The sequence below is a fragment of the Stenotrophomonas sp. MYb57 genome, assembly GCF_002966815.1.
Lineage (GTDB): Bacteria > Pseudomonadota > Gammaproteobacteria > Xanthomonadales > Xanthomonadaceae > Stenotrophomonas > Stenotrophomonas indicatrix.
In genome coordinates, this window is the sequence record NZ_CP023271.1 from 2,402,331 (window position 1) to 2,425,033 (window position 22,703).

Sequence of the window (22,703 nt, forward strand, 5' to 3'; positions counted from 1 at the left end):
CGGACACGGCTTTCCGCAGGGTCGGCGAGCTATGTCCGGCCGGATGTCTCAGGAAGGATGTTCTACGTCGTCAGTACCGGAGCGGCTGCTCGCGGCGAGCAGGCAGAGGCTGCGCGGGGCCAGCGTCCATTTGCCGTCCTCGCCGGCCTCGAGGGGCGCGTCCTCGGTCTGCAGCAACACGCGGCGGAATGCCAGCACGTCGCCGGAGGCTTGGAACACTTGTGGTTGTTCGCCCGCGTTGAGCAGCAGGGCGAGGCTGAGATGGCGACCGGGTTCGCGCAGCCCGCTATCTGGGCTGCGTCCGTCAAGCACTATCCGCAACGCCCGCAGCTCCGGGTCATGCCAGTCGGCTTCCTCGATGCGATGGCCGTCGGGGTGACGCCAGTCGATGTCGCGCAGTCCCAACACCTCGTCATACTCGCCACGCAGGAAACGGTTGCGACGCAGCAAGCCATATCGGCGCCGTAGTGACAGCGCCCTCCGTACGAATGCGACCTGCGCCTGTGCCGCTGGCTGCGCGGCCCGGTCCCAGTCGATCCAGCTCAGTGGATTATCCTGGCAATAAGCATTGTTGTTGCCCTGTTGGGAATGCCCGAATTCATCGCCCGCAAGCAGCATCGGCGTTCCCTGCGCCAAAAGCAGTGTAGCGAGCAGGTTGCGCATCTGCCGCGCACGCAGCGAGAGAATGGCGGGATCATCGGTATCGCCCTCCACGCCATGGTTGCCGGACAGGTTATGAGAATGGCCATCCCGGTTGTCCTCGCCATTGCCTTCGTTGTGGCGCTCGTTGTAGCTCACCAAATCATGCAGGGTAAATCCGTCGTGTGCGGTCACCAGATTGATGCTGGCCGACGGGCGCCGGCCTTGATGCTCGAAAAGATCGGCCGAACCGGTGAAACGGGTGGCGAACTCCGGCAGTTGCCCACCATCTCCGCGCCACAACGCACGCACCGTATCGCGGAAGCGATCGTTCCATTCGGCCCAGCCCGGTGGAAAGCCGCCCAGTTGGTAGCCTCCGGGTCCCACGTCCCATGGTTCGGCGATCAGTTTCACCTGGCTCAGGATCGGGTCCTGGCGTACAGCGTCGAGGAAGCTGCCCGAGGCATCGAAGCCATGGCGCTCACGGCCCAGGATGGTTGCCAAGTCAAACCGGAAGCCATCCACCCGCATCTCGGTGACCCAGTAGCGCAGCGAATCCATCACCATGCGCAGCGCGCCGGCGTTGGTCAGGTCGAAGGTGTTGCCGGTGCCGGTGTCATTGATGTAGTAACGGCGATCATCGGCCAACCGATAGTAGCTGGCGTTGTCGATGCCCTTGAATGAGAGCGTCGGCCCCAGTTCGTTGCCCTCGGCAGTGTGGTTGTAGACCACGTCCAGGATCACTTCGATGCCGGCGTTGTGCAGGCGCGCCACCATCTGCTTGAACTCGGCCACTGTTCCCAGTGACAGATAGCGTGGCTGGGGCGCGAAAAAGCCGAGCGTGTTGTACCCCCAGTAGTTGCGCAGGCCACGCTCGAGCAGTTGCTGGTCATCTACATACGCATGCACCGGCAGCAGCTCGATGGCGGTGACCCCAAGATGGCCGAGGTGATCGACCAGCTCGTCATGCCGTAATGCCGAGAACGTGCCCCGCTCAGCTTCGGGTACTCCGGGATGCAGCATGGTCAGCCCGCGAACATGTGCCTCGTAGATGACCGTGCGGTCCCATGGGGTGGCCGGGGCGCGCTCGGCTCCCCAGCTGAAGGCCGGGTCGATCACAGCACAGCGGGGCATGTAGCTGGCACTGTCGCGGCGGTCGAAGCTGAGGTCCCCGTCGCGATGGCCCAAGGTATAGCCGAAGAGCTGCGGCGCCCATTTCAGCTCTCCTACGATCTGCTTGGCGTAGGGGTCCAGAAGCAGCTTGTTGGGATTGAAGCGATGCCCTTCTTCCGGGGCGTATGGACCGTGCACCCGGTAGCCGTAGCGTTGACCGGGACGCACATCCGGCAGGTAGCCGTGCCAGACTTCATTGGTGTATTCAGGCAGCCCGATCCGTTCAATCTCACGGTTGCGCGCATTGAACAGACATAGCTCCACCCGTGTCGCATGCCGGGAGTACAACGCGAAATTCACGCCAAGCCCGTCCCACGTCGCGCCAAGTGGGAACGGCCGCCCTTCGCGTACACGTGACCTCTGTACCCATCTACGGCTGGCCATCGCGATCCTCCTCGCTGCGAGCGGCGATCTCCGCCTCCACCAGCCGTTCAGCCATATGCCAGTGACGCTGCTGCTGGTCATCCGGGCGACCTTCGGCCTCCCATATCTGGTGAGCCAACGCCTCAATCCGCTGCCGTCGTTCCCCGCTGTCCATCTCTACCGTTCTCCTCGCTGATCCACACCGCCAACGGGCTCCCTGCCAGCAGCAGTGTCGCCGCCGCGGTTCCATTAAACCGTTCGATGCGCCCATCCAGAACGTTGCGAAACCTCCCCTGCGGCACCCCGCGCAGCGTCCAGTCAGCACCGGCCCCGCTGGGGAGCTGCAGGCCCGGGCCAGGCATCGCTTCGGCAGAACCGCGCCGCACGATAACCAGCAGTACCTGTGCCTGGTGGGTTCGGAGGAAGGCCAGCCACGGCGAACGCGGCGGCACCGCAAGCGCCAGCAACTGGCCGTGTAGAAACAGCGCCGAGTGCTCGCGGCGGCAGCGCAGCAGCGTTGCCAGCAAGCGCGCCTTGACCGCGCCGTCGTGCCAGCGCCGCAGGAGATCTGCCCAGGAACGCCTATCCTGCAGCCACCGACGGCGCGTGATGTAGTCCACAGCGCGGCGGTTGTCCGGGTCGACAAGGCTGAGGTCCCAGCCGTCACCGCCCTGGTACAGGTCGGGCACGCCAGGCAGGCACTGCTGCAGGCACACCTGGACCAGCCCATTGCACGCGCCGGCTGGCGCGATGCGGCCAATAAACGTGGATAACGCCGTGCGCAACGGGCGCAGTTCCGGTTCCTCCAGTAGGGCGCGCAGCCACCGGGCAGCAGCCTGCTCAATGCCTTCATCCGGATCGGCCCAGCTGCTGATCCGCTTGCCTTCTCGCAAGGCCTTGAGCAGCCACTGCGTCATCCGGGTGCCGAAGTCATCATCCGGTTCGCCGTGCATCGGCCATGCACCGACCAGCGCCTGCCAAAGCGCATGTGATTCGGCACCAGGCAGCGGTATCGACCTTCCGGCCTGCCGGGCCATCCGGTCCCAGCAACACAGGGCGTTGCGCCAATCCGTCGCGCATGTGGTCAGTACGGCCAGACGGGCCCGACTGTCGGCGCCGCGCTTGTGATCGTGGGTGGCCAGCGCCAACAGCGCTTGAGGGTGGCGGCGCAGGCGCGCAGCAGCAAGCGCAAGCAGCTCACGCCCGCCAATGCCCAGATGCTGCGGATCGCTACCGACTTCGTTACGCGACAGCAGGCGGTTGTAACGGTAGAAGGCGGTGTCCTCCACCGCTTTCGCATTCAGCGGTGCCGCCAGTTGACCGAAACGCACGCGTAGCTCTTCGCCACCTGGGTTTTCTCCACGCAGCGCCTCGCTGAGCAGACAAAGTGCGGCCTTCCCCGCGCCGTCCAGTTCCGCGCTCGCCCCTGTTTCCGCATCGGACAAGGCGCGTCGTTCGGCGCTGCCGGATAGTCCGTACGGGCGATAGACCGGATAACAGCGCAGCAGCGCGGCCAGCGAACGCGCCAAAGGCGCCGCATCCAGATCAGCCTCCGCCAAGCGCGGCTGCAGCAGCCGCTGTGCGGTGCGCAGCAGCCGCAGGAAATCCGCATGCAGTGACTGTCGCAACAGCCTCGTGCGCGCGCCACGTTGGACATCGGCGAACGATGACGTGTCCGCGCTGGCGGTCTGCCAGATGCGTGTGAGCGCGCCGACGGCAGCCGTGTCGTGCAGCCAGGCTCCGGCCTGGTCCATGAAGTCATAGCCGGTACTGCCATCGCAAGCCCAGTCGTCTGGCAGCTGCTCGCCCTGTGCCAGGATCTTCTCGACGTGCAGGGTTACCGATCCAGCCCTGCGCTGACCCATCACACAGGCGGCATCCACGGCTTGCCGCAGGCGCTGGAGATAGGCCGCCGGTGAGGCCAACCCATCCACATGATCAATACGCAGGCCGTCCACCCAGCCCTCGCGGATCAGGCGAAGCGGCAGCGCATGCACCTGCTCGAACACCTCTTCGCGTTCAACGCGCAGCGCCGCAAGCTCGTTGATATCAAAGAAGCGGCGGTAGTTCACTTGGTCACCGGCCGTACGCCACCACGCCAGACGGTAGTGCTGGCGCTGCAGCAGCGCAAGCAGGCGCTCTACCCTTCGATTGCATCGTTCCGTCCAGTCGGGCCACCGCGCCGGCCGGAGCGGATAGCTGCGCGGCGACAGTGGCAGTGTCAGGTCGTGGTGACGCAACAGCAGACGTTGGTCACCCGGCTCCACGCGCAACGTGCCTGCTTCGACAGCCTCCTGCAATGGACGATCCAGAACCGGCAGCCACAGGCGTCCACCGCATCCAGGCGCCTCCCACTCGATATCGAACCAGGCAGCATACGGGCTCCGGCGCCCATGCATCAGCACATCGTTCCACCACCAGTTCCGCGCCGATGCCGCCACATGGTTGGGGACGATGTCGAGGATCAGGCCCATCCCGTGCTTCCGCGCGGCAGCTGCCAGCTGCAGAAAAGCCGCTTCACCGCCAAGTTCCTGGCTGATCCGGGTCGGATCAATGCCGTCGTAACCATGGCTGGACCCAGGCATCGCGGCTGCGATCGGCGACAGGTACAGATGGCTTACGCCCAGCGTGGCGTAATAGTCCAGCTGGGCGGCAGCGGCATCGAAATCGAAGCTTGCGTGCAGCTGCAGCCGGGCGGTGGCATGCAGCCCGCTCATCCTGGCAGCCTCCGCCGTGTCGTACTGATCCGCGCCACACGAGTTTCCACGGCCGCGTGGTCCCACGCGCGCGGGAGGCGTCGGCGCCAGTTCGGATGGCCGTCCGTGGTGCCGGGCAGGTTGACCGGGGAGCGACTGCCTAGTGCATCTTCCAACGGCAGCAGCGCCAGCCGGCAGGACGCATGGGCCAGCATCGACAAGGCCCGCGCCTCCAGCGTGGCTCCCGCACCGTTGGCAGCTGCAGACAGCGCCCGCGCGTCTTTGCGGCGCTGCGCCAATGCCGTCGGCAGGTCAGCTAGCTCGCCCAGCCGTGCGCGCCAACGCAGATCGCGTCCGCGCACCCAGCCAGCCAATGGCGGCAGATCGTGGGTGGAAGGCATGGCCACCGCGTCCCTGCGCCAGCGCGACGCAGGCAGGAAGCGGTCGCCTTCGCGGACGAACGGCAGCACCTCAATGCCCAGAATGCCGCGTTCTGCCAACCGTTGGCGGATGCCTGCCGGCACCACGCCAAGATCCTCACCTATCAGCACGCATCGTTGGCGCCACGATTCAAGCACCAGCAGGTTGATCATGTCTTCGAACGGATACTGCAGGTAGGCGCCCTGCCCCGCCCCGGCCCCGCACGGCAGCACCCACAGACGCTGCAGGCCGAGGATATGGTCGATGCGCAGCCCACCCCGACCGGCCATTACCGCACGCAGCACGCTGATGAACGGTGCGAAGCCCTCGTCCTGCAATGCCGATGGGGACCAGCTGGTGATGCCCCATACTTGGCCCTGCGGGTTGAAGGCATCGGGTGGCGCGCCCAGTTCCACGCCCTGCAGCAGATGTGTCCCCTCACTGCGTGCTTCTGCCCCGTTCGGCGCGCAGCCTACGGCCAAATCGGCGATCAGGCCGATCGATGCACCGTCACTGCGCAGCTGCGCCTGCACCTGTGCCCAGGCTTGACGTGCCAGCCATTGCGCGAAGGCATGGTCTTCCGCGTTGCCACTGAGAGTGTCGGCTGCCAAGCGGCAATAGGCCCGCAGCGACTCGCCAGCTGAGCCGCACCACGCGCGGATCTGCTGCCATTGTGCGGGTGCCGCGCTCAACAGGTGCTGCCGCGCCTGACGCAGCCAACGCCACTTCAATGCTGCCGAATGCATCCAGTCAACGCGGCGGGCTGCGGTGGCCGCTGCTACCGCCTCGGCCAGGGAAGCGTCCTTGTCGAGTACGGACTGTGCGATTTCCGGCAATACCTGCACCAGCGAGGCCTGCAGTGGATCGAGCCAGCGGCGGTCGCCGGGCGAGTATGGGCTGTGCCCGGGGCCCGGCAGCATGCCTGCATGGAGCGGGCTTAGGGCCAGGGCATCGCCACCGTGCCGACGCAGCTGCTCGCGCCAACGCACGCAGCCGGCGCTGTCGCCGATGCCAGCGTCACAGTTGCCGCGCAGGCTGTACACCTGCGCAGCCAGACCCCAGGCGCGATGCGTGTGCTGTGGCCACCATGCGTGTTGCGGCGCCACCGCCACCAACTGTCGTTGTGCCCCCTGCTGCCAGTGCCAGTAGCCGGGCTGATCCGGTAACCGCCAGCGCCCGTTGGCGTCGGTGCGCGCCTCCATCTCCACACCTTGGTCATCGACCCAGCAAGCCGTGCCGGTTGCACGTGGCATCGCCACCGCATCGCCGCAGCGGGCCGTACGCAGACGCTGGCGGATCGGGCCGTCAGCTTTCACCGACTGCAGGACCGCGCGCAACACCTCCCGCTCAACCTCGCGTTCGACGCCATCTACGTCCACCCAGCGCGTCAGCACTCCGGCGCGGCGCGCTTCTTCCTGCAGCATAGCGGCCTCGCTCATTGGCGCACCCAGCGGGCTTGGATTCCACCGCATCCGGGCAGCATCGAGGCTTCATCGGTACCGAGCACGCATTCGCCAGCTGGAAGTGCGTGTACCACTGGCGCAGGGCCAACGTTGATGGCGATCCACCACTGCCCTTCCGGCAACTGCCAACCGCCCTGTACTGCGCCTGTGCCCAGAACACGCGCGCCCAACGAGCGCGCCTGCAGCAGGCCGGGCTGCAGATACCGGCGGCGTAGCGCCAACAGTGCGCGCATATCGCCCAGCCACTGTCTCGAACGCGGGTCGTCACCAGGCGGGGGCACGTACGATGCCTGCAGGGTGGCTGGATCGTTCGGGTCGGGGATGCATGCTCGTGCCGCTCGATCGGTGAAGGCGCTGAATGCGGAAAACTCGCGTCGGCGGCCGTTGCGCACGGCATCATCCAGCGGCGGCGCGTAATCGGTGAAGAACAGGAACGGTGATTGCGCCTGCCACGGCTCTCCCAGGAACAGCAGCGGAATCATCGGCGTCAGCAGCGTCAACGCCAGCGCAGCCCGTAGCTGCGATGGTTCCACCAGCACCGACAGACGTTCTCCGAAGGCCCGATTGCCCACTTGGTCATGGTTCTGCAAGAAGACCACGAAACATGAGGGCGGCAGGTCGGAGCTCGGCTCGCCCCGCGGCCGCCCCTGCATGTCCGGCTCGCCCTGCCAGGCGAAGCCTTCGGACAGGCAGCGCGCCAGCAGTCGTTCCGGGCAGCCCGCGTAGGCAGCGTAATACCCCTCGTGCTCGCCGGTCAGCATCACATGCAACGCATTGTGGAAGTCATCGTTCCACTGTGCCCGGAATGTGCCGCGTAACCAGCGCGCCTGGTTGCGTTCGTTCTCCACCATCAGATGGGCGTGCGGAACCGAAGCACGCACCGCATCTGCCAGTTGTAGCAGGAACAGGTCATCATTGATGGCATGCACCGCATCCAGGCGCAGGCCGTCGAAACGGTAGTCCTGCAGCCACATCAGCGCGTTGTCGATGAAGAAGCGCTGCACCCAATGCTGCCGGAAGTCGATGGCATCGCCCCACGGCGTACTGCGGTCGCTGCGGAAGAACCCGCGCGCATATAGCGGGAGGTGATTTCCCTGCGGACCGAAGTGGTTGTAGACCACGTCCAGCAGCACTGCCAGCCCGGCTCCGTGCGCCGCGTCGACAAATTCCTTGAGTGCGTTGGGGCCGCCATATGCCTGCGCGGGCGCGTACGGAAAGACACCGTCATACCCCCAGTTGTGCTGTCCTGGGAATTGGGCCACCGGCATCAGTTCGATGGCGGTGATTCCAAGCGAGGCCAGCATCGGCAGCTGCGCCACCAGTGCGGCAAATCCGCCGGCCGCCTCAACGTGTACCTCATAGATCACCATCTCCTGCCATGTGGGCCCCGCCCACTGAGGATTGCGCCAGGTGACATCGTCCAACAGCACCGCACTGTCACCGTCCACGCCGTCAGGCTGCCAACGCGAGGCTGGATCGGGCACCTCCTGGCCCGAGGGCAGGCGGAAGCGATAGCGCTGCCCATGTGCCGCCTGCGTGTGCAGCCAATGGCAGCCGTCGCTACCGCGTCGCATTGGCAGCGACGTGCCTTCCAGCATCAGATCTACCGCCTGCGCGTCGGGCGCCCACAGACGGAACTGCACGCCTCCGCAAGCCACGGGCCATGCTCCAAGTCGAGGGACAGCTGCGGTCATGGGTCGACCTGCAGATACAGCGTGGAGAGCGGAGGCAGCGTCAACCGCAACGACTGGGCGTGCCCATGCATCGGCTGTGCACAGGTATGTGTCGCCCCCAGATTGCCGACATTGCTTCCGCCGTAGTAATCGCTGTCGGTATTTATCCGCTCTGCCCAACGCCCCGCCTGGGGAACCCCGACGCGGTACCCCTCGCGTAGTACTGGGGTGAAATTGCTGACCACCAGCAGTGATCGCCCGGCACCGACCGGATCCTTGCGAATGAACGCAAAGACACTGTTGCGACTGTCATCGGCCACGCTCCAGTCAAATCCCTGCTCATTGCACTCGTCCCGATGCAGCGAGGGCTCGGCGCGCAGCACGCGGTTCAGATCGCTCAGCAGACGCGACAGTCCCTGCCCTTCGCGGCTCGCGGCCTGTGCCCAGTCCAACGCGTCATCGTGCGACCATTCGTGGTGTTGGCCGAACTCGGCCCCCATGAACAACAGTTTGCTGCCTGGGTGGGCCCACATGAAGGCATAGTACGCGCGCAACTGTGCGAACCGCGACTCCAGATCGCCCGGCATCTTCGCCAACAGGGAGCCCTTGCCGTGCACCACCTCATCGTGTGACAGCGGCAGCACGAAACGCTCCGAGAACGCATACACCAGACCAAAGCTGATTTCGCTGTGATGGTGCTGGCGATGGACGGGGTCGCGACGAAGATACTGCAGCGTGTCGTGCATCCAGCCCATGTTCCATTTGTGGGTGAAGCCCAGCCCCCCTTCTTCCACCGGCGCGGTCACGCCCGGCCAGGCCGTGGACTCCTCTGCAATCACCAGCACATCCGGGAAACGCTCGCGGAGCGCCTTGTTCATCCGGCGCAGGAAGGCAACCGCCTGCAGGTTCTCGCGTCCGCCCTGCTCGTTCGGTATCCACTGCCCGTCTGCGCGGCTGTAGTCCCGGTATAGCATCGAAGCTACTGCGTCCACGCGCAGGCCATCGATATGGAACCTTTCCACCCATTCAAGTGCGCTGCCGATCAGATAGGCGGCCACTTCGCTACGGCCATAGTTGTAGATCAGCGTGTCCCAGTCCGCGTGCACGCCCTCACGCGGATCGGCGTGCTCGTACAGGGCGGTCCCATCGAACCCCGCCAGGCCGTGGGTATCAGCGGGAAAGTGCGCACTGACCCAATCGATGATCACGCCAATACCGGCTTGATGGCAGCGGTCCACAAAATGCGCGAACGCCTCGGGAGTGCCGTGCCGTGCGGTTGGCGCGTAAATGCCCAGCGGCTGGTAGCCCCACGAGCCCCCGAACGGATATTCGCTGATCGGCAGCAGCTCAACGTGGGTGAAGCCGAGACCGGCCACATAGGGAATCAACTGGTCGGCAAGCCCGTCCCAGTCCAGCGGCCCACCATCTTCATTGCGTCGCCATGACGACGCGTGCACCTCGTAGATCGCCAGCGGCGCTGCGATGCCGGTCTTGCGCCGAGCCTCCAGCCACGCCGCATCATTCCATCGCAGCGCTGCGGCCGACGCCACGCGCGAGGCCGTGGCGGGTGGCCGTTCGGCCCAACGCGCCATCGGGTCGAACTTGTCGGGCATGATTCGGCCGTCGGCGCCGACGATACGGAATTTGTAGCACGCACCAGCCTGTACGCCGGGCACGAACAGCTCCCAGACCCCGGCGGTATGGCGCAACCGCATCGGATGGCGCCGGCCGTCCCAGCCATTGAAATCACCGACTACTGCAACCCGCCGGGCATTGGGTGCCCATACGGCAAAGCGCACACCGGCAATGCCCTGCACGTGCATCGATACTGCGCCGAGCTCGCGCGCAGCCTGCTCGCTGCCGGCATGGAAGCCCTGCAGCGTCGCCTCTTCCAGCAACGGGCCGAACGCATATGCGTCATGCATCTGTTCGACGCCTTCGACGAAATGTACGGCCAGCAGCGGGACCGGGTCGTCGCCGGCGGCCCCTTCGAACACCCCGGGTAAAGGACCAGGTTGCAGGTCCCAACGCTGCCCATCGCCGGCGACCACCTGAACACGGCGAGCGTGCGGCACCAGCGCACGCAGTACACGCGAACCGTCAGCACGCCGATGGGGACCCAGCCACGCGAAAGCATCGGCCGGACGCGCATGCACCAGGTCGTCCCAAGCGGACGTACCGGCTTCCGCCGCTTCGTTCCGTGTCACGATCAGCTTATCGATGCCAAGCAGGCGGCAGCTGTCGTCGATCATGCAGCCACCTGGCAGGTCTGCTGGTACAGCGCCAGATAGGCGCGGCCTGCAGCTTCCCAACCGCCGGGACGCAGCATCGCTGCCCGCCGCATTGCCTGCATCAGCGCCGGCAGGCGGAAGGTGCGCAGAGCGCGTTCCACACAACGGCGCAAGCCGTCCGCGTTGGCACCATGGAACAGGAATCCAGTTACGCCGTCCTCGACTGTGTCCACCAAGCCGCCGGTTGCGTGTGCGATCGGCAGGCAGCCGAAACGTTGTGCATACATCTGGCTCAGTCCACACGGCTCGAAGCGCGACGGCATCAACAGAAAGTCCGAGCCGGCGAACATCTGCCGCGCCAGCGCTTCCTCAAAACCGATGAAGGCGCCCACTCGGCCCGGGTATCGCTGTGCCAGCGCTTGGACCTGGGCTTCCACCTGCGGCTCGCCGCCGCCGATGATCACTAGCTGGCCTCCTGCGGCCACGATCTGCGGTGCGACATCGCAGGTGATATCCAGGCCCTTCTGGTGCACCAGGCGCGAAACCACGGCAAACATCGGGCCTGATGAAGGAGCCAGGCCGAAGGCCCTGCGCACGGCATGCGCATTGGCAGCCCTGCCGGTCCATTCGCCGATGCTGAAGTGTGCCTTCAGATGGACGTCGCGGCGCGGATCCCAGCTCGGGTCGATGCCATTGACGATACCGCTGAGGTGGCCACCGGCGGCACGGTGGGCCAGCAGATCGTGCAGCCCGCAGCCATCGTCCGGCGCGGTGATCTGTTGCGCATAGCGCAGGCTCACTGTGTTCAGCCGCGTGGCATTGGTGATGCCGCCCTGCAGGAACGACATCTGTCCATGGAAGTGCAGCTCATCCAGGTGCTCGGCCGGTACCCCCAGCGTTGTCGCCAGTGCGTAAGGAAACAAGCCCTGATAGGCCAGGTTGTGTATGGTCAAAAGCGTCGGCACGGTGGTCCGGTCCCAGCGGGCGTATGCGGCCGCCATCGCCACCGGCCAGTCGTTCAGATGCAGTAGCTGCGGTATCCAGCCCAGCCCGGCTCGCCCCGCGGCGATCTCGGCCGCTGCATGTGACAACGTGGCAAAGCGAACTGCGTTGTCTTTCCACTCCTGCCCCTGCCCATCCACGTACGGCGAGCCTTCGCGTTCGTACAGCGCTGGTGACAGCAGGACGTAGATGGGCAGGCCGTCAGCCTGCATGGCCATGCCCAGACGGCATGCTGGAAGTCCCGCCCGGGGCGCTACGGCGCCGACATGCTGCAGCTGCGGCAACCGCTGCAGCACGTCCGGGTAGCCCGGCAGCAGTACCCGCGAATCACAGGCGCCGCGTACGGCGCGCGGCAGGGCAGCTGCAACATCGCCCAGCCCGCCGGCCTTGACAAAATCCGCCATCTCGGTTGCAACGAACAACACTCGCTGCGCCAGCTCAGGCAACCGGACAGGCTGCGAAGGGCCTCGACGAATGCCGAGCGGCACAGGCTGTGCAAATGAGGCCGGAAGTGGCGCACCGGGTTCGGCTGCAACCGATGAAGCGGACTGGACTGCGTAGGCCATGGGGGATCTCGCATGCTTCAGGCAGGCAAACGCCAGCGATGCCCGGACGGGCACGTACGCTGGGAAGGGAAGTCGACGCAGGACGCGGGGAACGTCAGCGAATGGCTTGAGTGAACTCTAGCTCCGCCTCCAATCAATCACCCGTGAAGCGACGGCGATTTCTTTGTGACAACGCTTCATGGGCCGCGTACACATTGTCATGGCCGTCACCCACATTGACTGCGCACATACGCGGCCTGCACCGCACCGGCGCGCGCGGAATGCAAAGCTCCAGCTCATCAAGCTCAAAGAGGCAGCCATGCGGATCGCATTGTTGGCGTTGATCACAACCCTCTCGGCCTGCACCCCAGATACACCTGCAGCGCCGGCAGCGGGAATCGACAAGTCGCCCCGGAGCCGTGTCCTGGAGACCGGTGCGATGACCCTTCAGGGCAGCGGCCCCGTCGGTCGGCTGGACATCCATCTGATCGGATTCCACCCGCTGAAGGACGATCCGCAGCAGCAGATGGAGGCCCATCACTACTGCCGGCAGGTGAACGAGGAGTTTGCCCAGTGCGCGTTGTTCGACAGCGATGCCGCTCATGCACGGTTGACCGGGATCGAGTACCTCATTTCAGGACGGCTGTTTGGCAGGTTGCCGGCCGATGAGCGTCGCTACTGGCACCCGCACAATGGAGAAATCCTGTCCGGGCAGCTGTCTGCGCCGAATCTGCCGCTGCCTGCCGAACGAGCGCTGATGCGCAGCAAGATGAACAGTTATGGAAAGACCTGGCACCTGTGGCATGACGGCCAGGAACTGCCGCTGGGTGACCCCAAGCTGGCGTGGTCGTTCAATCGCGAGGGCGAGATCGATCCTGCCCTCGTTGCGGCCCGTGATCGCGCAGGTACGATCAGTACCGATCAGCGCCGCCGGGATCGTGAGTCGTTGCGTGCGCTGGCGCGGCCGCAGTTCGGCGTCGATGCACTCCGCGAGGCCTTTCCCCAGGCAACACCGTGGCCAGGCGTTGTCGACGCTGAACCATTGCAGGGTCCCGTTGACTGACGCGGACCGGAGCTACGAGTGACCTGTAAGCGCAATCGTCCGGATTGAGCGATTTCGACAGGCACTAATCCTGCGACCATCGCGCCAGGTTCTGCTTCAGCGTCTCGATGCCCTCCCACGGATCCTTGCGCCGCCGCTTGAGCTTGGCCGGCACGTCCTTGATCGTGAATGCATCGGCCCTTCTGAGCTTGGCCAGCTCACTCCATGCAATGGGCATGGCCACCGGAGCGCCCGGCCTCCTTCGAAGCGAATAGGAAGCCACTGCAGTGGCTCCTCGGCTATTGCGCAGGTAGTCGACGAAGATTCGCTTATTGCGTAGGCTCTTGGTTGCCGTCGCAAGGAAGCGATGTGGTTCGGACTGCGCCAGCGCATCGGCGAAACCCTTCGCGAAGCGCTTGGTCAGATCCCAATCGCACCCGGGTTCGAGGGGCACCACGATGTGCAGGCCCTTGCCCCCGGATACCCGCAGGAATGACTCCAGCTCCAGTTGGACCAGCAGCTTGCGGATGTGGGTGGCTGCTTTCTTGACCTCGACAAAGGGAACATCCGGCCCGGGGTCCAAGTCAAACACTACCCTGTCCGCCCTGTCGGGCTCTTCGGCGTGGCTACCCCAAGGGTGGAACTCCAGGGCATTGAACTGGACCAGCTCCAACAGGCTGGCGTTGTCTCGGACGACCAGATAGTGGGCGTTGATGCCACTGTCTTCCTTCAGTTTCACCGCATCTACCAGCTCCAGTCCGGCCGAGTGGTGCTTCTGGAAGAAGCAGGGATTACCCGTACCGGCCGGGCACCGGATGATCGACAGCGGGCGGTCGATCACCTCAGGCAGGAGTTGCTCCATCACGGCCGAGTAATAGTCCCAGACATCCCGTTTGGTATATCCGTCATCGGGGAACAGGACCTTGCCCGGAGAGGACAGCCTGGGCGGGGTCCGCTCGGCCGGGGCGTGCCGATCCGACCTGCGCGGAGACCTCGTCGTGGCGGGCTGCTGCCTGCGAAGCGACTCGCCCCTGGAAGGACCATCGGAATCGCCGAGGTCGGCAATGTCCTTATCCACCCTGACCGCTTTCAGCGAAGCCTGGCGCAGCAGCTGCTGCCCGCCAATGCCGCGGTAGAAGACCTCGACCACGAATCGCGGCTCGAACCATGAAGCCGACCTTAGATCCGTTTCCTCTGTGGGCACATACGCCGTTGGCTTTCTGCGCCCGCCCTGGATTTTCGTGGTGATCTCCGCAATCAGTTCATCGCTGAACCCGGAGCCCACCCGCCCCACGTAGAGCCAGCCGTGCTCGCGGTCTGGCTTGGCCAGCAGGAGAGACCCGAAACCGTCCCTTCTGCCCTTAGGGGCGGTGTAGCCCACTACCGCGAATTCGTCGCTGGCCAGCTGCTTGGTCTTCCGCCAGTCTTCGCTGCGCCCGCTGTGGTAACTGCGGTCCGCTCGTTTGGAAATGATGCCCTCGAAATGCTGCTCGCCGGCCAAGCGGTATGCCTCGTTGCCATCGCCCTGAACGTGGGAGCTGAAGGCCAAGGGATGTTCCCGTCCAGCAAGGAGCTCCTGCAGGAGCCCCTTGCGTTCCAGCAAAGGGGCGGCTGCCACGTCCACCCCATCAATGTGGAGCAGATCGAAGAGCGCATAGGCTAGCGCTCCTTGGCGTTCCCCGGACAGCGTCGCCTGCAGGAGGTTGAAGTCCTCCTTGGTTCCCGAGCCCGCGATGAGTTCGCCATCCAGAGCGGCGGAGGTGAGACCCAACGCTGCGACGGCATCGCGTATCTCGGGAATCTTCTCAGTCCATTCCAGTGCGTTGCGTGACCACAGGCGGACCGTACCTTCTGTAACCGTTGTCAGGATCCGGTAACCGTCCCACTTGATCTCGTGGACCCATTGATCGCCTTGGGGCGGTGCCTCCCCCAGCTTGGCTAACTGGGGCTTGAACGGGCCCGAGGGTGCAGCCGTCTTCCTGGCCTTGGACAATCCCATTGCCTTCCTGGCCCAGCCCTGCCGCCGCGCCCGCTTTACCGGAACAGCCTTGAGCTTCTTCTTGCCTGCCTTCCCCGCGCCGGCCCTCCTGAGATCATCTGCGGGGGGCGCCTGTATATCGGCGAGCAGGTCATCAGCTTCCAAGTCGCTGGCGAACGCATCATCGTCCTTGAACAGCAGCCACTGCGGCTGGCGAGCGGGTTTTCCTGACCGGACCAGGTGCCAGCCGCCCTTGAGCTTGGTGCCAAACAGCTCAAAGCGCAGGTGGCCCTTGGCGAGCTGGGCCTCTGGGTCGCCCTGCGTTGCCCAGACGCCATGATCGAACTGGGCCACATGCCCACCCCCGTATTGCCCCTTGGGGATCTCGCCTTCGAAGGATGCGTAGTCGACCGGGTGATCCTCCACCTCGACCGCCATGCGCTTGACCTTGGGGTTGTAGCTGGGCCCTTTAGGGACGGCCCAGCTCTTGAGTGCGTCGCCGACCTGTAAGCGGAAGTCGTAATGCCTGCGGCTGGCGTGGTGCAGCTGGACCACGAAGATAGCACGCTGCCCCTTGGGTGGGGCTTTGCCGGGTTCCGGCTCCTTGGTATGGTCAAAACTCCGTTTGCGCCGGTACTCCACCAAGGACATGACGGGCTCCTGGTCTCACTTGCCCAAGTGCTTGCGGACCGCTGCAGCCGTGGGGCCGACGGCCTGCACAGCCGCGCGAAGCTCATCCGCGGAAACGCCCAGGGCATTGGTCCAGTACTGGATCTCGTAGTCTTCGTTGACATTGACGCGGTCCCTGTCTGGGCTGCCGGCGTTCTTCTTGTCATCGCTCATGGTGCTCTCCTCGGGGTTCAGGCACGCTTTCGAGCCTTTCTGGCGGGGACTTTATTGCAAATGGGTCTTTGCTCCAGGCCGAGCTCCGTCGGTCGGGCGGGAATACGGCCAGCACGGCATCAGCTGCTCACTTCTTCGCTTCGACGCCCGGAGTCGCATCGCGAACCATGAACTCCTCGGTCACCTCGGGCAAGTGAGCGGCCAACCAGTCGGCCATGGCCTCTTCCTGGACCAGGATTTCCTCGCAGACCCGCGCCGTCTCCGCATCGCCAGCAGTCTTGGCTGCGGCGATCAGGGCGGTATAAGACGCAATTTCGAAATGCTCGAAGACATAGCCGGCCATTGCGCCTTTGACGACCTCATCCGAAGCCGTCATCCCGCCAATGGCTTGACCGAGGGCGGCCATCTTGCCCATCACATCCTTAATGGTGGACGGAGAGCCCCCCAAACGCTCGATGCAACCTTCAAGCCGTTCCCGCTGGCCGATGGTTTCCTGGATGTGCTCTTCGATCCGCGCCTTCAGCACCGGGTAGTGCTCGATGCGGGACGCCTGTCCCCTGAGCATGGTTTCTGCCTGCTGCTCCATCGCGTGCGCGTCACGCAGCCAGTCCAACAGGTTCTCTTTGAGCTCTGCCATGGGAATCCTCCGTCGCTGATGGACCTACAACATATCGTTGGGGTCATGGCAGCAGGGCGATGACTTCGTGAAGGTGCGGCGAACGTCTGAGCTTGCTTAGTAAAGTAGCTTCAACAAGTAGCGCTACGCGTCGACCCCGAAACGTCCAGCTATCCCGCGGCTAGGACAGTATTGCGGGTGAGCCGAGGTGTCCCCACAGCAAAGCTCTCCAACACTCTGATTTGCTTCGTTTCCGTCTGGAGTGATCAAGACGGATTACGGCTGGGCGCTGCCGTCAAGCGGTCGGTGCTACCCATCGCTTACCGTCCAACTTGCCCAGTCCCCCCGGCTGTATTTTCACCCGCGGAAGCTGCGTAGCCGGGTAGTGGATTGCCCCGAGCGCGCGTTCCGCAGCCGGAACGGTTGCGAAGGAATCCTCGCCGAACATTTAGAAGTGAGAACGGTCTAGAGGCCGTACCGAGCGGCCCAGATCTCCTCACCGCTCTCCGGGCGCAGGCAACCCGTTCTCTTGATGCAGTGGTACCTAGCCGACCGGTTGGCACTGACAGCGATGTAGTCCAGCGCCTTGCTCAGCACCGCGATGAACTCATCCTCTGTGCATGTCTGCGCCCACCTAGGTAGCTGGCATTCCAACTCGCGCAGCATGTGATCGATTTCTGTACAGTTGCTCACGATTTCGCTCAGCTTCTTGGGCTGACTAAGCTTCGTACGGCACCGTGATAGACATCGTGTCCGTCTTGACGGGCAGGGTGCACCTGCCGACAACCAAGCGTTGACGCGGTCTCCACTGCCCGGGATGTACCCCTTCGCGAGAATTTTGCTGCTACGCGGCATCGCGAAATGACGAGCCAGGTCAGGGAGCATATCCATACGGGGGGCGGATAGATGCGCAGCGCGGTGCGCTTCGCCTGCTTCAACTCGCCCCGAGATTCAATCCCTGCTCGCCTTGCTGCGCCCTCGCCACTCGACGCTCACCCATTCTGGGGGCCTGGGCGTGGGAGCCACGTGTCCTCAGTGCTCGAAGCGCAACGCGAGGTGGGCTTCGCCAATGCTAGCGTGCAGATTCTGCAGTCAAACAGGGGCGAACCTTCGATAACGCACGCTAATCGCCGACTGAGCTGGTGCCGTGTGCTCTGCTAGCCCGACCGTGGTCGGGCGATCGCACTGGTTACTCCGTCGGGCAGGCCATTATTTGCACCGCAGCGCTTGACCATCCGGCTGCCCTAGAGCCCTGGCGCTGGATCCAAGATCAGCGCTGCGTCAGGGCTGGCGAGTCGCGGATAGGGGCCGCGAAGGACGATCAAAGATATCGGAAGATCAGATAGACGCTGGGTCGGCAACTTGTTATGCTTTCCCACTGGCGAGCGATTCGAGGGCAAAGTGGCCTATGTCGTTGACCAACCGACCCTCCTCGCAACCTGGCCAGAACTGGACACATTTGTTCGTTCGATTGGCCCTCTCTTAGCGTGCGCGTGGTGTGCGCTTGAGAGATCGAGGAATGAGAGCAGTCCGGTCGCTAGTGGGGGGCTCGCAGTTCAAGCACTTGAGACCCTCTCAACGCTCCGAGTTCTGGATGCGGTTCCCCTTCCTCTTGCTGGTAATGCTGTGCGATCGCGGTATGAGCCGCTTGCTTGGTCATACCGCGCCCCATGGAGTCGCCCTGATGTCGATCTCGGCTACACCTTGACCACCATTCTCCTGGCCTGGGCTCGGGAGTGCTCGATCGACTCCAAGCGCCGGCTCTGGGTGACGCTCGCCGAAGGTGAAGCCAATGCGTACCTTGCAAGCCTGCTGCGCAAGCACCGAATGGCCCCTGAGGCAGCGAAGCGCCTGCGCTCGCTAGCTGGCAGTGACTGGGCGCAGCTCAGCCTTGGTCGGAAGCGATATGTTCTATGGTCGAGCATGCGCGGCGCTGCCTCGGAGCTTCTTCGAACCGGCATGAGTGAAGATCGAGCGATCGCTGCCTTGGACCGAGAGGTTGCAACAAAGTGTAAGTGGCTTCTGCAGCGCGAGCAGGCTGGCGGGGTTGCCCTTACTGACTATTGCTTCTTTCCAAGTCCAGAATGGCGTCGACCTTTGATACTCGATGTGGCGTTGGCGACGTTCCTGCCGATCGGGAATGCTTATTGGGCGTGGCCGGTCGGTCGCTGGAAGTTTTAAGTCCACACATCGGCGGCGACCGTCGGCCATTCGTGCGGCTCATGGGGTGCCGCCAATCGTGCGGGAATGTCACCCAGGCGCTTGCATCTGCCCCTCCCCCTATTCCTCGCCGGGCAGCCCGCGCACCCATCCGTGCAGAAATGCCTCCTGTTCTCGGGTCTCGATGCCGCCTGGGCGCACTGCTCTAACCATGCTCATAGCCTGTTCGGCAGTGACCGCTGCGCCGGTGGCCAGCATTAGCATGCTCGCCACCGTTCCTGCGCGACCAAGCCCCCCTTTGCAGTGAACAACCAAGCGTCCTCCAGCGAACAGTTCCTGCACCAAAACTGGCTCCAGCGACTGCCACCGGGCAAGGAATCCATCATTAGGCGCTGCTCCGTCGCGAATCGGAAGTCCCACCCATTTAAGTCCATGGGTAGGTGCGACGGTCGGCAGCTGCGGGATCTTCAGCTCCTCAAATTCCCACGGCTCAATCAGCGAGATCAGGCGCGTGCCGCCCCAAGTGCGGATTGCGTTCAGATCGGCGTCCATATCTCGCGCCCATTTGCCGGTCATCGCAGCATCTTGGTGCTTTCCGGGAGCGAATGTGACGCCTATCGCTCCGCCATGCAGGCCGACAATCAGTTCAGCGATCTCAAGTGGATGCGAGTGACTGGTACGGATCATTGGCGACCACCGGAACCTGGCGGGCCCATTTCAGTGCGTGTCGACTTGCTGCCTTCGACGCCATGATCGACGCAGCTGATACCAATCACCACATCCGGCCTCAGGCGGCACCCGTTGGCAACTGGGCGTGGATGGTGCCAATGCCACTGCGAGCCATGGCAGCTCCTGTGAGAGGAGGTGAAGGTCCAAGTGGGCGCGTTGGGTGTCATGGTGCTCAGAAGATTGGGTCGGTAGTTGTTGTGTGAACGAAGGGGGCACATCGGGTCCGCGCGGCTCTAGCGCAGCCTCATATCTCAGATTTAAAGCTCAGCAAGCCTTCTGCGCAGATTCTGCAGCGCTTGCGCCAGCCCCTGATCGCAGGCCTCATAGGGCGAGGCAAAAAGCGGTACGTGGACCCACCAGCGCTCTTGACCAGGGTGCACATAGGCGGCGTGGTCATCGAGCAACAGAGCTGCACCAAGTTCTGGGGTGATAAAGCGCAAGTCCTTTGTCGCGCCATGCCACTGGGTGAAGTCCAGCCGGGAGAACCACGAAGGAGCATGCTCCTCCCGAGTCAATAGCTCCACGATGCTCCTCGCTCTTGGTTCCGGAACGCTGGTGAACAGCACCAGTCGTTCGAAATCATCATGAACGGAGCAAAGGAACTCACTCAGTCCCGGGCGCGGAATCTGGCTGACGGCATTGGAGATCAGTGTCCCTTCCAGATCTAGAGCAAGTATGGTCGGTCGCATCCTTCACACTCCGGTACAACAGCGAGAGGCCTCCCGGCGCAGCAGTGGCAAGCACCGTCTGCCCGGTCATCAACGCCCTGCCCTGTGGCTTTGATCATCGCCCCCTCCAACATGAGGCATGAGGATATCTGGTTTTTAGATATCTGAGAACTGGATATAGCTTCGGAGGCCGCTCAGACAAGGCGCGGCCGTGACCAAGACCATCCATCGCAAGGAGTATTCGACGCTGATAGAGGTCGTTCGCGATGCACGACTGGCAGCTGGGCTCACACAGGCCCAGGTTTCAAGCAAGCTGGGACGCAGTCAGTCATTCATCAGCGATGTTGAGACTGGGAAGCGCAGGCTTGACTTAGTTGAGCTAAGGGATATAGCTGAGTTGACGGGACAATCGCTCTCCAAGCTAGTCGCTAACTTCGAGAAGCGGATCAAGGGCTGAAACCCCGGCTCTGCCATCTGCTCCTCTGTGCTCCCCCAACCTGGCCGTGGGCGTTCCACTCCAGCGGTCGCCGTGCCTGTGCCTGCAGCAGCATGGCAAGCAGAGCGTCCGCGGGACTCTTCATTCTTCGACCCAGCGTCGCGTGTGGCAACGTCGCCGTTGCCTCCACATGCAGAGCGTCGATGCCCCCGCGCTGGATGCTTCTGGACGCTTCCCCAGTAATGCCACCCCCTAACCGTCTGTACAGTGCCTCCCCTCAATGATGGTCACGAATCTGGCTCCCGAGAAGCTCGCGGCCTCTGCAGCAGAGGCGGTACGCGACGTCCTCCAGGAGGCAGAAGCCCCAACACAACCCGCAGCTATGCCAGCGCCCTGCGGTGGTGGGCCGGCTGATTCGAAGGTCGCTATGGCCTGCCATCTCGCATGTCTCTCAACCTGTGCCCAGTCCCATCCGAGCAGCAGGGTCGCGTGATTTGACGCGCGCGGCGCGAAGCGAATGCCTCAGGAGTGGAGGCATGGTAGGTAACCGGCCTAATAGCGGCGGGCTGGGCCGGCTTGTCGACACGACATAAGGCTATGAAGATACCGACGTCATCGAAGCAAGAGCGTTGGTGTCTTGCTTGCTCTATCAGCTCTTCTTCGAATGGAAGCAGTTCTCACTCGGCGATCTACTTCGCGTTGGCAAGCCTAGATGCACTGGCTTCTGATGCAATATTCGACCTGTTGTTGAGCTTAACAATCGTGCGCCCTCCCCTCGCCTTTTTCTTGATTGGCAGGAACGAACGACTGACCAGGGATGGCTAACCTTCAGTCATCGAAGCTAAAGCCGCAAATCTGACGCCTCACTGCTTTGGGGACCGCACGCTGTCGACTACCGCTATCAAGGATCCCTTTGCCCCACACCTTTAGCGTCGTGCGGCTGGCAACGAACGCTGCCGCGCCAACTGATGTGGAGCCTGGCCTGAGCTCGTACCCGGGCGAGAGGCTATGGCAGAGATCATCGCCCAGCGATCCGTCTAGCATCATTCGCCACTCTGAAGTGTCCCCAAGCCGCTGATCTCCAAGCCCCCCATCGTCTTCCAGCCGTGTGAGATGAACCAGGAAATCATCTGCCGTGGCCAGCAAGTCCGCCAGCGATGGGTTGATGATCACATCAATTGAGCTGGCCAGGGGAAATATGTGCCTGTGAAAGAACGCGATGAGGGAGGTGCGTATTAGGAACGGAACGCCAAATGACACCGTCATGAGTAGAATGTTGTGAAGGTGAGCGCCCACCTCCAAGCACGTCCGCTGATCGCTGTTTTCGAGAGCTTCGCGTAGCACCCAGACTGCGGCGCAGAGCGCCTCAATGCCGTTGACGTGCGCGGCTAGTTCATCAAGGCACAGGTCTTGTAGTGCCTTGGTCTTAAGGCGCCTGTGATCGCCAGCAGCCCGGTCAAACAATGTATCGAAAATAGCTGGTGCCAGCCGCCTCAGCCCATCGTCATCATCATGTAGCGCTCGGGAGCAGTTGAGCAACCGCCAATGGAGTGGATCAATCCAATCTCTTGCGCCAGGAGCCAGCAAGTCAAGCTGATCGAGCGTCCGGGGAGTTGGTCGATGTATGCCGGCGGCATATCTCGACCATTTGTTCGATGTATAGCCATCCTTCCCTGGGATGTAAGTCATGGGCTCCACGTACTTTCCCACGGCGTACGCGGTAAGCGGGCGCCAACTTTCGTTACTGCCCACGCTCAGTCGAACGGCCTCAAACCAAGCGCCTGTCTGAAGCACACTTATTTGCCTGTCTGCAAAGCGAACAGGGTCCCCGCCCTCCACGCGGCTAAGAATCACGGCCGCGCGCTTGAGGTCATATGTTGCGTAACCGTTATCGGACATCAGGGCGTCTCCAATGAGTGGCCCAGTAGTACCAGAGTAAAGTTCGCGCTCAACTTTACTCTAACCCCTCCAGTCAAAGGTGGGCTACCGTTGTCTAGACCAAACTGCGTGGAGGTGGTCAGTGAGT

General features: G+C 63.5%; 16 protein-coding genes. 3 read left to right on the forward strand and 13 right to left on the reverse strand.

Annotated elements, in window-relative coordinates:
- Window positions 1-48: 48 nt before the first annotated feature.
- The 7 genes from glgX to glgA form a co-directional block, all read right to left on the reverse strand.
- The gene (gene glgX / locus CLM74_RS11060) at window positions 49-2,196 is read right to left on the reverse strand and encodes a glycogen debranching protein GlgX (RefSeq protein ID WP_105164050.1); all 2,148 of its coding nucleotides are present in this window, start codon (window positions 2,194-2,196) and stop codon (window positions 49-51) included.
- A complete protein-coding gene (locus tag CLM74_RS11065; RefSeq protein WP_105164051.1) occupies window positions 2,183-2,350 on the reverse strand; it encodes a DUF2934 domain-containing protein in 168 nt (55 codons plus the stop codon). Before CLM74_RS11065 ends, glgX begins: the two co-directional genes overlap by 14 nt.
- The gene (treY, locus tag CLM74_RS11070) at window positions 2,319-4,892 is read right to left on the reverse strand and encodes a malto-oligosyltrehalose synthase (RefSeq protein ID WP_105164052.1); all 2,574 of its coding nucleotides are present in this window, start codon (window positions 4,890-4,892) and stop codon (window positions 2,319-2,321) included. The genes CLM74_RS11065 and treY overlap by 32 nt, the downstream gene beginning before the upstream one ends.
- A complete protein-coding gene (locus CLM74_RS11075; protein WP_105164053.1) occupies window positions 4,889-6,730 on the reverse strand; it encodes a 4-alpha-glucanotransferase in 1,842 nt (613 codons plus the stop codon). Before CLM74_RS11075 ends, treY begins: the two co-directional genes overlap by 4 nt.
- Window positions 6,727-8,448, reverse strand: coding sequence for a malto-oligosyltrehalose trehalohydrolase (gene treZ, locus CLM74_RS11080; protein ID WP_105164054.1), 1,722 nt, complete (start codon window positions 8,446-8,448; stop codon window positions 6,727-6,729). Before treZ ends, CLM74_RS11075 begins: the two co-directional genes overlap by 4 nt.
- A complete protein-coding gene (locus tag CLM74_RS11085; protein ID WP_234003477.1) occupies window positions 8,445-10,586 on the reverse strand; it encodes a 1,4-alpha-glucan branching enzyme in 2,142 nt (713 codons plus the stop codon). Before CLM74_RS11085 ends, treZ begins: the two co-directional genes overlap by 4 nt.
- An 89-nt stretch (window positions 10,587-10,675) precedes the next feature.
- Window positions 10,676-12,064, reverse strand: a complete 1,389-nt coding sequence (gene glgA / locus CLM74_RS11090; RefSeq protein ID WP_234003330.1) for a glycogen synthase GlgA — start codon at window positions 12,062-12,064, stop codon at window positions 10,676-10,678.
- A 460-nt stretch (window positions 12,065-12,524) separates the two neighbouring features.
- Between glgA and CLM74_RS11095 the strand changes: the two genes are divergently transcribed.
- A complete protein-coding gene (locus CLM74_RS11095) occupies window positions 12,525-13,268 on the forward strand; it encodes an OBAP family protein (protein ID WP_105164057.1) in 744 nt (247 codons plus the stop codon).
- 64 nt (window positions 13,269-13,332) lie between these two features.
- On the opposite strand, the gene ligD is transcribed toward CLM74_RS11095, so the two are convergent.
- The 3 genes from ligD to CLM74_RS11110 all read right to left on the reverse strand — a co-directional run bounded on the left by ligD (window position 13,333) and on the right by CLM74_RS11110 (window position 16,705).
- The gene (gene ligD / locus CLM74_RS11100) at window positions 13,333-15,876 is read right to left on the reverse strand and encodes a DNA ligase D (RefSeq protein WP_105164058.1); all 2,544 of its coding nucleotides are present in this window, start codon (window positions 15,874-15,876) and stop codon (window positions 13,333-13,335) included.
- A 15-nt stretch (window positions 15,877-15,891) separates the two neighbouring features.
- Window positions 15,892-16,068, reverse strand: a complete 177-nt coding sequence (locus tag CLM74_RS11105) for a DUF3606 domain-containing protein (protein WP_105164059.1) — start codon at window positions 16,066-16,068, stop codon at window positions 15,892-15,894.
- Between the two features lie 127 nt (window positions 16,069-16,195).
- Window positions 16,196-16,705, reverse strand: a complete 510-nt coding sequence (locus tag CLM74_RS11110; protein ID WP_105164060.1) for a DUF892 family protein — start codon at window positions 16,703-16,705, stop codon at window positions 16,196-16,198.
- 1,683 nt (window positions 16,706-18,388) lie between these two features.
- On the opposite strand from CLM74_RS11110, the gene CLM74_RS11125 reads away from it, so the two are divergent.
- Window positions 18,389-18,865, forward strand: coding sequence for a hypothetical protein (locus tag CLM74_RS11125; RefSeq protein ID WP_105164063.1), 477 nt, complete (start codon window positions 18,389-18,391; stop codon window positions 18,863-18,865).
- Between the two features lie 99 nt (window positions 18,866-18,964).
- Here the strand turns inward: CLM74_RS11125 and CLM74_RS11130 are convergent, their stop codons facing one another.
- Together CLM74_RS11130 and CLM74_RS11135 are read right to left on the reverse strand one after the other, a co-directional pair.
- Window positions 18,965-19,531 carry a cyclin-dependent kinase inhibitor 3 family protein gene (locus tag CLM74_RS11130; RefSeq protein WP_105164064.1) on the reverse strand — a complete coding sequence of 189 codons (567 nt, stop codon included), beginning with the start codon at window positions 19,529-19,531 and terminating at the stop codon, window positions 18,965-18,967.
- Window positions 19,532-19,830: 299 nt separating this feature from the next.
- Entirely contained in the window at window positions 19,831-20,262 is a 432-nt protein-coding gene (locus CLM74_RS11135) for an NIF family HAD-type phosphatase (RefSeq protein WP_105164065.1), read from the reverse strand.
- Window positions 20,263-20,452: 190 nt separating this feature from the next.
- On the opposite strand from CLM74_RS11135, the gene CLM74_RS11140 reads away from it, so the two are divergent.
- On the forward strand, window positions 20,453-20,698 hold the full coding sequence (locus CLM74_RS11140) for a helix-turn-helix transcriptional regulator (protein ID WP_105164066.1): 246 nt from the start codon (window positions 20,453-20,455) through the stop codon (window positions 20,696-20,698).
- An 807-nt stretch (window positions 20,699-21,505) separates the two neighbouring features.
- Here CLM74_RS11140 and CLM74_RS21520 read toward each other — a convergent pair.
- Window positions 21,506-22,576 (reverse strand): hypothetical protein, encoded by a 1,071-nt coding sequence (locus CLM74_RS21520; protein ID WP_158684136.1) that lies wholly within the window; start codon window positions 22,574-22,576, stop codon window positions 21,506-21,508.
- Window positions 22,577-22,703: the final 127 nt, after the last annotated feature.

Bases quoted from the DNA above. Each gene is read 5' to 3' on its own strand.
- glgX (WP_105164050.1), bottom strand. From the start codon at position 2,196: ATGGCCAGCCGTAGATGGGTACAGAGGTCACGTGTACGCGAAGGGCGG.
- CLM74_RS11065 (WP_105164051.1), bottom strand. From the start codon at position 2,350: ATGGACAGCGGGGAACGACGGCAGCGGATTGAGGCGTTGGCTCACCAG.
- treY (WP_105164052.1), bottom strand. From the start codon at position 4,892: ATGAGCGGGCTGCATGCCACCGCCCGGCTGCAGCTGCACGCAAGCTTC.
- CLM74_RS11075 (WP_105164053.1), bottom strand. From the start codon at position 6,730: ATGAGCGAGGCCGCTATGCTGCAGGAAGAAGCGCGCCGCGCCGGAGTG.
- treZ (WP_105164054.1), bottom strand. From the start codon at position 8,448: ATGACCGCAGCTGTCCCTCGACTTGGAGCATGGCCCGTGGCTTGCGGA.
- glgA (WP_234003330.1), bottom strand. From the start codon at position 12,064: ATGGCGGATTTTGTCAAGGCCGGCGGGCTGGGCGATGTTGCAGCTGCC.
- CLM74_RS11095 (WP_105164057.1), top strand. From the start codon at position 12,525: ATGCGGATCGCATTGTTGGCGTTGATCACAACCCTCTCGGCCTGCACC.
- ligD (WP_105164058.1), bottom strand. From the start codon at position 15,876: ATGTCCTTGGTGGAGTACCGGCGCAAACGGAGTTTTGACCATACCAAG.
- CLM74_RS11105 (WP_105164059.1), bottom strand. From the start codon at position 16,068: ATGAGCGATGACAAGAAGAACGCCGGCAGCCCAGACAGGGACCGCGTC.
- CLM74_RS11110 (WP_105164060.1), bottom strand. From the start codon at position 16,705: ATGGCAGAGCTCAAAGAGAACCTGTTGGACTGGCTGCGTGACGCGCAC.
- CLM74_RS11130 (WP_105164064.1), bottom strand. From the start codon at position 19,531: ATGATCCGTACCAGTCACTCGCATCCACTTGAGATCGCTGAACTGATT.
- CLM74_RS11135 (WP_105164065.1), bottom strand. From the start codon at position 20,262: ATGCGACCGACCATACTTGCTCTAGATCTGGAAGGGACACTGATCTCC.
- CLM74_RS21520 (WP_158684136.1), bottom strand. From the start codon at position 22,576: ATGTCCGATAACGGTTACGCAACATATGACCTCAAGCGCGCGGCCGTG.